The organism is Pseudoflavonifractor intestinihominis, assembly GCF_040096055.1.
In the GTDB taxonomy this organism is placed as follows: Bacteria; Bacillota; Clostridia; order Oscillospirales; family Oscillospiraceae; genus Pseudoflavonifractor; species Pseudoflavonifractor intestinihominis.
The window spans coordinates 20,066-29,322 of the sequence record NZ_JBBMFK010000037.1 but is presented as its reverse complement, the minus strand read 5'-3'; the positions used below and the strand labels follow the sequence as shown (position 1 = coordinate 29,322).

11 protein-coding genes, 1 tRNA gene and 1 pseudogene are annotated in these 9,257 nt (G+C 61.2%); 8 read left to right on the top strand and 5 right to left on the bottom strand.

Annotated features, from left to right (window positions below):
* Positions 1-290 (bottom strand): hypothetical protein (locus WMO64_RS15960; RefSeq protein WP_349232617.1); only part of this gene is annotated, 290 nt, incomplete at its 3' end.
* Positions 287-808: a hypothetical protein gene (locus WMO64_RS15955; RefSeq protein WP_349232616.1), complete on the bottom strand. Its 522-nt coding sequence runs from the start codon at positions 806-808 to the stop codon at positions 287-289. The genes WMO64_RS15955 and WMO64_RS15960, both read right to left, overlap by 4 nt.
* Before the next feature lie 358 nt (positions 809-1,166).
* Here WMO64_RS15955 and WMO64_RS15950 point away from each other — a divergent pair.
* Both WMO64_RS15950 and WMO64_RS15945 read left to right on the top strand, forming a co-directional pair.
* Positions 1,167-1,295, top strand: a pseudogene (locus WMO64_RS15950) (virulence-associated E family protein); the annotation flags it as partial.
* Positions 1,253-1,852, top strand: coding sequence for a tyrosine-type recombinase/integrase (locus WMO64_RS15945; protein ID WP_349232615.1), 600 nt, complete (start codon positions 1,253-1,255; stop codon positions 1,850-1,852). The pseudogene WMO64_RS15950 and the gene WMO64_RS15945, both read left to right, overlap by 43 nt.
* A gap of 245 nt (positions 1,853-2,097) precedes the next feature.
* On the opposite strand, the gene WMO64_RS15940 is transcribed toward WMO64_RS15945, so the two are convergent.
* Positions 2,098-2,186: transfer RNA gene (locus WMO64_RS15940), tRNA-Ser, on the bottom strand.
* Positions 2,187-2,571: 385 nt separating this feature from the next.
* Here WMO64_RS15940 and WMO64_RS15935 point away from each other — a divergent pair.
* The 6 genes from WMO64_RS15935 (at position 2,572) to abc-f (ending at position 7,842) form a co-directional block, all read left to right on the top strand.
* Positions 2,572-3,183: a TlpA family protein disulfide reductase gene (locus tag WMO64_RS15935; protein WP_294520895.1), complete on the top strand. Its 612-nt coding sequence runs from the start codon at positions 2,572-2,574 to the stop codon at positions 3,181-3,183.
* The gene (locus WMO64_RS15930) at positions 3,180-3,326 is read left to right on the top strand and encodes a CD1871A family CXXC motif-containing protein (protein ID WP_294520899.1); all 147 of its coding nucleotides are present in this window, start codon (positions 3,180-3,182) and stop codon (positions 3,324-3,326) included. Before WMO64_RS15935 ends, WMO64_RS15930 begins: the two co-directional genes overlap by 4 nt.
* Entirely contained in the window at positions 3,319-4,203 is an 885-nt protein-coding gene (locus WMO64_RS15925) for a 4Fe-4S binding protein (protein WP_349232614.1), read from the top strand. The genes WMO64_RS15930 and WMO64_RS15925 overlap by 8 nt, the downstream gene beginning before the upstream one ends.
* Before the next feature lie 181 nt (positions 4,204-4,384).
* Complete coding sequence (locus tag WMO64_RS15920; RefSeq protein WP_294520905.1) at positions 4,385-4,945, top strand: DUF4364 family protein; 561 nt, start codon at positions 4,385-4,387, stop codon at positions 4,943-4,945.
* A gap of 2 nt (positions 4,946-4,947) precedes the next feature.
* Positions 4,948-6,063 carry a putative ABC transporter permease gene (locus tag WMO64_RS15915; protein WP_349232613.1) on the top strand — a complete coding sequence of 372 codons (1,116 nt, stop codon included), beginning with the start codon at positions 4,948-4,950 and terminating at the stop codon, positions 6,061-6,063.
* 303 nt (positions 6,064-6,366) lie between these two features.
* Positions 6,367-7,842, top strand: coding sequence for a ribosomal protection-like ABC-F family protein (abc-f, locus tag WMO64_RS15910; RefSeq protein ID WP_349232612.1), 1,476 nt, complete (start codon positions 6,367-6,369; stop codon positions 7,840-7,842).
* Positions 7,843-7,901: 59 nt separating this feature from the next.
* On the opposite strand, the gene WMO64_RS15905 is transcribed toward abc-f, so the two are convergent.
* On the bottom strand, positions 7,902-8,447 hold the full coding sequence (locus tag WMO64_RS15905) for a hypothetical protein (protein WP_294520912.1): 546 nt from the start codon (positions 8,445-8,447) through the stop codon (positions 7,902-7,904).
* A 97-nt stretch (positions 8,448-8,544) separates the two neighbouring features.
* Positions 8,545-8,910: a type II toxin-antitoxin system PemK/MazF family toxin gene (locus tag WMO64_RS15900; RefSeq protein WP_294551617.1), complete on the bottom strand. Its 366-nt coding sequence runs from the start codon at positions 8,908-8,910 to the stop codon at positions 8,545-8,547.
* Between the last annotated feature and the right edge of the window lie 347 nt (positions 8,911-9,257).

Genomic DNA, 9,257 nt, shown 5'->3' with positions numbered 1-9,257 from the left:
TCATAGCCGCCGATGTAGTTGGCCCGCTCATCGGCGGGCAGCGCGGTCAGTGCGATATCGCCGCCGGAGTCCCAGGCGTAGCCCCAGCAGCCCCAGCTCTCTTTTGCCCGGACCACACCGTCCGCTTTCAGGTGGTGGGTGGGCTTGCCCAGATACTCAAAAAATCCGGCGTTGCAGATGAGGTCGGGCTGCTCCGCTGCCTTGACCTGCTCCAGACTCCGGCCACCGCCAGTGACTAGGGCCAGCCGCTTGATGTGTCCGAGTCGGACACGCTGGATGTACTTGCTCACTCGACCACCTCCCACTGCCACATATCGGGCGTGTCAGGAGGCCACACGCAGGGCAGCATATCCGACTTGCACAGGTAGGTCTTACCCTCATAGTTGTAATACTTGCCCTCTTTACAGTCCATGCCCGATACCCATGGGATCGGGTCGGTCATGGTACCGGCGTGCTCCCGCTCAATAGGGCGGTACACCGCCAACATACCGTCCATATCGGGCGGCTGGCTCTCAATGGGCGTCACATCCTGCACCACCCGGTAGGTCTGGCCGTTGTGGACCAGGCATACACCGGCAGACACCTCACTGCCAGCGGCCAGCAATTCGTCCCAGGTGGGCAGAAGGTCGGGGATACTGAGGGCTACGGTGTCGGTCAAACCGGTGGCCGATGCGGCCATGGTACGGGCCAGCGTCATGGCCTGCTCCTGGGGGCTGGGCGGAGGTGCAGGCTGGCTAGATGCCTCCTTCCAGGCCGCAATTTCATCCGGTGTCGCATCACGGTAGCCCGTACCATCAAACACTCTCAAATCGATACCCCCTCAGTACAATTCTCGTCCCGGCTTCCACATTCCCGGCCGAGTTCTTTACAGCAATCGACGGTTTCGTCCCATCCGGCGTGTACCAGGCGGCGCTTGTAGACGTCGCCACAACGGCTCCGATATTGGAATAGTTCATACTGAGGCACCACGGTTTCTCGTCTATTGGGCGTACAAAAATAATACCGCTATCCGCTCCGTGCTTGGCGATCTGAAAATTGCTCGAGAATTTCCCGTCCGATTTCCGGATAAACTCCATCAGCAGATTTCCCGACCAGCCGCTGGGCCGGTTGACCTGATAGATGTAAAAATCGTAGGACGTGGGATCGTCAACCGGAATCGCATAGGATACCTTGACCGCTACACCGGCAGCGCCGTATGCTCCAAGCAGCTTTTCAAGGAAGCCTTAAACCACCCCTTTGACGAGCCGAAACAATGGGAAATCCGAGAAGTCAACGACATTATGAACCAATGCCTTTCAAGGTACCACCCGGCACAAAAACCATTACAGAAATGGCACCGACAAAATCCAACGACCGCATTTTGCCGATTACCGAAGAAACGCTACCGTATTTCCTGCGGCAGTTTGATTTAATCGAGCGACAGAAAGCATTGATAGAAGCAAGCGGCGGCGTGTACTATGACAACAAACTCTTTATCGCAAAGCCGGACGGCTCTCCGCAGCGCAGGGATAGAATGTCGGCAAACTTCGGTCAGCTTATCCGGCACCTCGAAATGCCGCACATTCGTTTCCATGATTTACGGCATACGGCAGCTACAAATATGCACCAACTCACAGGCGACTTTTATACCGTAGGCGAGATATTGGGGCATACACTAAAAGGCATTGGTATGTCGCTTGGTATCTCAACCAACCTTGAAGCGGTAACGGCACAATACGTCAATGTACGGCTGGAACGAAAAAGAGCTGTCCTTGAAACCTACCACAAAGCCCTGCACCCGCAGAAGCCCACGCCGGATAAAGGCAGCGAGCCGAAAAAAGCCAAAAAGAAAAGCAGCGAAATGGAGCTGTAAAGAACGTATCTCTTTATAGTTCCACGCTGCTTTTTATATGCTTTTAGAAGTTCCGGGCACCATTTGGGCACCACAGCATACATTTTTTATGAATAAGATGTATAAGAAGTTTGCCGCAGGGCACCACAAATCGGGGCACCACGGGCACCATTCACCCGGATTTGCCTGTTTTCAACAGGGCAAAATCACCCGCAAAAAGACATAAGAAAACCCGCGTAAACCCTTGATTTACGCGGGATTGTTGTTGGCGGAGACGGTGGGATTCGAACCCACGTGCCCTTTCGGACAACTCGATTTCGAGTCGAGCTCGTTATGACCGCTTCGATACGTCTCCATTTAGAAAATATTCAGTTTTTGGCGCAGATAACATGATTTCGAGTCAGCCCCGTTATGACCACTTCGATACCGCTGCATAGATTGCCGCTCTGCCGGGACACATATCTCCCCGACTAGCGAGAACTTTTTATACGATACCTCATTTTTAATTTTTTGTCAATGGCCCATGGAAAATCTTCTGGTATTTTACGCCCCCTCCGCTGCTGTCAGCCATATCCAGCGGCTGGGACTTTTCTCTCATTTTATAAATTAAATCTGTTTTTACCCTCTTCACACGCCGAAACTTGTCGGCGCTCCCGCTTTTTCTTGACAGCACCCTATCACACCTCTTATAATGACCCCATCCATCGACCCGCGCCACTTCTCATCTTATGGAGGTTGTTATGAAACGCAAATTCGCTGCCATGCTGGCTGCCGCACTGGGCCTGACCTTGCTTCTGTCCGCCTGTGCCCAGCCGGACAGCGCCCCTTCGCTCACCCCTTCCCCCTCGGCTGACGCCGCCCAGCCCTCTGCCAGCGCCGGTGCCCAGTCCTCCGGCGGCATTCTCTCTTCCTTCTCCGCCCAGGATCTGGACGGCAACGCCGTGGACCAGAGCATCCTGGAGGGCCACACCCTTACCATGGTCAACGTGTGGGCCACCTTCTGCACCCCCTGTATCAACGAGATGCCCGAGCTGGGCGAGCTGGCGGCCGAGTACGCCGACAAGGGCGTCCAGATCGTGGGCCTCATCTCCGACGTGCTGGACAGCGACGGCTCGGTCAGTGAAACCCAGCTGGAAACCGCCAAGGAGATCGTCTCCTCCACCGGCGCCGACTATACCCACATTGTCCCCTCCTCCGACCTGTACGGTCTCCTCTACCAGATCAGTTCCGTACCCACCACCTTCTTTGTGGACGAGACCGGCGCCCAGGTCGGGACCGCCTATCTGGGCGCCCGGGACAAGGACAGCTGGGCGGCCATTCTGGACGAGATGCTGGCGGAGGTGGGCGCATGAGCTTTCTGAAACAGAACCGGGCCGCGCTGCTCCTTCTTCTGGCCGGAGCTGCGTGCGTCGCCATTGGCGTGTGGCGGGGCGAGGCGGAGACCGTGTTCCGCAAGGCGGTCAACATCTGCATGGAGTGTATCGGCCTTGGGTAAGCGGCTGTCCTTCTTCCGGCGGCATCTCCGCACCTGGGTCCAAATCTGCTTCGCCGCCCTGTCGAACGGCTACGCCGCCGGTTTCGCCAAGGGCACCATCTACAAGGGCAGCTCCAAGCTGCTCTGCGTCCCCGGCCTCAACTGCTACTCCTGCCCAGGCGCGCTGGGCTCCTGCCCCATCGGCTCCTTTCAGGCCGTCATCGCCAGCCGGAACTACCAGTTCACCTTCTACGTGACCGGCTTTCTCCTCTTCTTCGGCGCGCTGCTGGGCCGGTTCGTGTGCGGTTGGCTGTGCCCCTTCGGCCTGGTTCAGGACCTGCTGCACAAGATCCCCTTTGTCAAAAAGCTGCGCAAGCTGCCCGGCGACCGGTGGCTCCGGTTTCTGAAGTACGTCATCCTGGTGGGGTTTGTGATTGTCCTCCCCCTCACCGTGCTGGACATCGTGGGCCAGGGCCAGCCCTGGTTCTGCAAGTACATCTGCCCCTCGGGCACCCTCTTCGCCGGAATCCCCCTGGTGGCCTCCAACCCCGCCCTCCAGTCCGCCCTGGGCTGGCTGTTTAACTGGAAAGTGGCCGTCCTGGTGGCGCTGCTGTTGCTCTCCGTGGTGGTGTACCGCCCCTTCTGCTGCTACCTCTGCCCCCTGGGCGCCATCTACGGACTCTTCAATCCGGTGGCCCTGTACCGCTTCCGGATCGACGCCCAGAAGTGCACCCATTGCGGCGTCTGCCAGAGGGCCTGCCCCATGGACATCCCGGTGCACTCCGCGCCCAACAGCCCGGAGTGCATCCGCTGCGGCAAGTGCAAGGCCGCCTGCCCCCACGGCGCCATCTGCTCCACCCTCCAGCGCGCCCACCGGGCCGGCGGCGAAACGTCCTGATCCTCCATCTCAACAGGGGCCTGCTGCCCATACCGGACGCCGGGGGCAGCGGGCCTCTTTTTCCTGCCCACCGCCCCCTTCCCGGCGGCCGGGGATTTTTCTCTTGTCCTGTCCGCTTTTTCAGGGTATAATATTAAGGTATGCCGTGCCATCCGTTCAGTCTGCAAAGGGAGTGAGTGCCATGGCCCGATATGGGTTTATTCACGACAAACTGGAGATCAAATTTCTGGTGCTCTATATCATGTCCCGGGCCGCCGCTCCTCTGGACTTCTCAACCCTGACAGACCTGACCCTCATCGACGAGGGCGTGGACTACTTCGACTTTGCCGAGGCCGTGGCGGAGCTGGTGGAGAGCGGCCACCTGGAGCTGAATGAGGACGGCCGCTATGTGATCACCGAAAAGGGCAAGAAAAACGGCATGGTCTGCGAGAGCAGCCTGCCCTACTCGGTGAAAAGCAAGTGCTCCCGCAGGCTGGTGGAGCTCAACGCCGAGCTGCGGCGGGACGCCCAGGTCAGGGCCCAGATCCTCCCCAGGGAGGAGGACGGCACCTGCACCCTCCGCCTCTCCCTGGACGACGGCGCGGGCAACCTGCTGACCGTGGAGCTGCTCTCCCCCTCCGAGGAACAGGCCGAGCGGCTGGCCGAGGGCTTCCGCTCCCGCCCGGAACAGGTCTATAACGGAATTCTGGACGTGCTGCTCAAAGAGGCGGACGCGGCCGAGGCCAAGGAAAAGGATTCATAGCCATGTCAGAACCTACGGTGTCCGGCTTCCCCATCTCCCTGCTCTTCCTCTACTTTATCATCTACGCCTTCCTGGGCTGGATCCTGGAGACCGTCTACTGCTCCGTCCGGGAGCGGCGGTTCGTGGCCCGGGGGTTCCTCTACGGCCCCATCTGCCCCATCTACGGGGTTGGGGTCCTGATGATGCTGTGCTGGTTCGCCCCCTTCACCGGCCAGCCCCTCCTCTTCTACATGGTGGCCACGGTGTGTATGTCCGCTTGGGAGTACCTGGTGGGCTGGCTGCTGGAGACCACCACCCACATCAAATACTGGGACTACAGCACCCGAAAATTCAACCTGCACGGCCGTATCTGTCTCTCCATCTCCCTGACCTGGGGCGTGCTGGCCTACCTGGTGATCTTCTGGATCCACCCTGTGGTGGCCGGGCTGGTGGAGCGGCTGTCCGCCTTTACCGTCCACGTGGCCGCCGGTGTTCTGCTGGCGCTCCTGCTGGCCGACGCCGCCGCCACCATCCGGGAGCTGGCCCTGCTTACCGCCATGCTGCGGAAGCTGACCCGCATGGGCGAGGAGCTGCAGGTCCAGCTGGCTCTGAGCCGGGCGGAGCTGTCCGACCGGCTGGATGAGGCCAGAGAGGTCCTCAGCGACAGGCTGGACGATGCAAAAGAATCTATCTCCGACAGGCTGGACGGCGCAAAAGAATCTATCTCCGACAGGCTGGACGGCGCAAAAGAATCTATCTCCGGCAGGCTGGACGACGCAAAAGAATCTATCTCCGACAGGCTGGACGACGCAAAAGAATCTATCTCCGACAGGCTGGACGTGGCAAAGGAGTCCATCAGCGGCCGCCTGGACGGCGCCCGGGAGAGCCTGTCCGAGCGCATTGACTCCGCCCTGGACGGCAGAGAGGCCGATCTGGCCGCGCTGCGCAGGCGGTACGGCGAGCTGCTGCGCAAGGCGGAGCGCCAGACCCGCCACCTGCGCTATGTCTACCGGGGTATGTCCTCCTCCACGCTGTCCACAGCCCTCTCCCAGCTCTCCGAGGCCAGCCGCCGGGCCATGGCGGAGCGCTCCCGCCGCCGGGATCAGCGCCGGGCCCAAAAGCGCCGGGACAAGGCGTGAAGCCGGAACGCCTCCCGTCTCCCCCCTCAAATACTGCCCCGCGGATGGTCCTGGTTGACAATCCGCGGGGCTTTCGCTATACTGTATCTATCTTGATTACGATTGGAGTTGGGAAGATGCGCAAGTAACCTTCTGTTTTTCCGGAATACACAGGCCGGGCAGGCATAACCTGCTCTGTTTTGTTGTGGCCCGGGCAGGAGGAAATCTTGTTGTATCTTCCCTGTTTTCCTACCGTCACCGCACTGGTATGGACGCAGGGGTTTTCTCCTGCGCCCATTTTTTATTTTCTGTGAGGTGACGTATATGTCTCTGATCCAGATCACCGATCTGACCTTCGCCTATGACGGCAGCTGGGACAACGTGTTTGACCACGCCTCCCTCCAGCTGGACACCAGCTGGAGGCTGGGGCTGGTGGGGCGCAACGGCCGCGGTAAGACCACCCTGCTCCGATTGCTGATGGGCGAATATGAATACGCCGGCACCATCTCCGCCTCTGTGGCCTTTGACTACTTCCCCTTCCCCGTGTCCCGCCCCGAGCGGGATGCCATGGAGGTGGTGGAATCCCTGCTGCCCGAGACGGAGAGCTGGGAGATCTACCGGGAGCTCTCCGCACTGGAGGTGGACCCGGAGGTCCTCTTCCGCCCCTTCTTCTCCCTGTCCAACGGGGAGCAGACCAAGCTGCTGCTGGCTGTCCTCTTCCTCCGCCCCAACCGGTTCCTCCTGCTGGACGAGCCCACCAACCACCTGGACCTGGAGGGCAGACAGGTAGTGAGCCGCTACCTGAGCCGGAAGCAGGGCTTTATCCTGGTCTCCCACGACCGGGCCTTCCTGGACGGCTGCGTGGACCACATTCTGTCCATCAACAAGCAGAATTTTGACCTCCAGCAGGGGAATTTCTCCTCCTGGTGGGAGAACAAGCAGCGCCGTGACCAGTGGGAGCGTGCGGAAAACGAGAGGCTCCGCCGGGATATTGCCCGTCTGGACGCCGCCGCCCGCCGGACTGCCGCCTGGTCGGACAAAGCGGAGGCTGCTAAATTCGGCACCGGATGCGGTGACCGGGGGTTCGTGGGCCACCGGGCCGCCAAGGTGATGAAGCGGGCCAAGGCGGCAGAGAACCGCCGCAGAGAGGCCGCCGAGGAGAAGAGCGCCCTACTGAAAAACATCGACCAGGCCCCGCCGCTGAAGCTCCACCCCCTCGCCCACCCCAAGCAGCGCCTGGTGGAGGCGGACCGGCTGGCCGCCGACTACGGCCTGGGGCCGGTGTGCGCCCCGGTGTCCTTCTCCCTCATGCAGGGGGACCGGCTGGCCCTGACCGGCCGCAACGGCACGGGCAAGTCCAGCCTGCTCAAGCTGGTGTGCGGGCAGGAGATCCCCCACACCGGGACGCTGGCCCTGGCCTCCGGGCTGGTGGTGTCGGTGGCCCCCCAGGACCCGTCCTTCCTCCGGGGCGACCTGACCTGCTTCGCTGCGGACAGCGGCATCGACGAGACGCTGTTCAAGACCATCCTGCGGAAGCTGGACTTCTCCCGGGCCCAGTTTGAAAAGGACATGGCCGGCTACAGCGCCGGGCAGAAGAAAAAGGTGCTGCTGGCCCGCAGCCTGTGCCAGAGCGCCCACCTCTATGTCTGGGACGAGCCCCTCAATTATATTGACCTGTTCTCCCGGATACAGCTGGAGCAGCTCATTCTGGAATATCAGCCCACCATGCTGCTGGTGGAGCACGACCGCAGCTTCCTGGATGCCGTGGCCACCAGAACCATATATCTGGAACGGCCGTAAAACACAGCGGAGCGGATGCCTGACCGGCATCCGCTCCGCTTTCACGTCATGTTTTCTTTTCAGCCGATGGTATAGCTCCCCCGGACCAGCACTTTTACCGCGTTCTGGGCGGTGAAGCCCCGGCCCTCAATGGTGGCCATGTACAGGTGGTTCTTCACCAGGGCCTGACCGTTCTCCAGGGTGCCGCCGTCGGTCATGTCGATAAAGCCGGGGGCCGTGTCGGTGAAGCACACCGCGCTGCCCACCCGGAGCATGATCTCACAGCCGATGCCCGCCGTCAGCTTCTGCCCGGCGGCCACGTCCACCACCGCAAAGGACGCCGACTGCCCGCTGCCCCCGCCGGCCTGGGCCAGCTTGTCCTCCACGGCCTTGGTGTAGTCCTGAACGGCCTGGTCCAGCTCCTTCTTCAGGGCGGCCTCCCGCTCGGTCAGCTTAGTGTCCACCTGGGTCATGATCTCAGGGGTGGCCTTCTGGGTCAGATAGCTCAGGGTCACCAGAGGGTCGGACTGGGTGCCCTGCTGCCCGGCGGCAAAGGCCACCCCCAGCAGCGTCACGGTCACCAGACCGCCGGCCATCACTTTGGTGAGAAAGGTGTGCTTCTTCATGGGGTCCTCCTATGTATCATAGTCTCTGCCGCGCGGGCCGTAACGGCTTGTTGGGCCGTCTCCGGCCCGCGCGCTTTCTCTCTCCGGCCCGCCGTACTCAGACCAGCTGCTGGGGATGTAGCCCAAAGCTCACGGCAATGGCGTTGTCCACCCGCTGCATCTGTTCCTCGTCCAGCCTGCCCATGTGCTCTCTCAGCCGCTTCTTATCCAGGGTGCGGATCTGCTCCAGCAGCACCACGGAATCCTTGGGAAGCCCGTAGCTTCTGGCTGAGATATCGATGTGGGTGGGGAGCCGGGCCTTTCCCGTCTGGGAGGTGATGGCCGCGGCGATCACGGTGGGACTGTGCCGGTTCCCGGTGTCGTTCTGCACGATCAGGACCGGACGGACGCCCCCCTGCTCACTGCCCACCACGGGACTCAGGTCGGCATAGAAAATATCTCCTCGTTTTACGCTGTTATCCACAAAAGCTCACACTCCGCGGTCTGATAGTCACCGGCGTCACAGCCCTCTCAGGACCCGACACTCAGCACTATGATTCTCCCACGGGGCGGCGGGATTTATACACGGGCGGCGAAAAAAGCGCGTTTTCCGCACCCCTCCCCCGTCCGTCCGGACGGTTCTCCCCTGCTTCAGTATATGCAAGAAGCGCACAGGCGTGCGGAGCAGCCCGGATGGACCGGAGCGCAAGGGCGCGAAACCGAAGCGCCGCCTTGCGGCGCTGTTTCAAGCCCGCGCCGGAGGGAAGCCGGGCGCCGCGACGCCGCCGGAGCGTGACAGGAAGCGCGCAGGCGTGGGGCGCAGCCCGGATG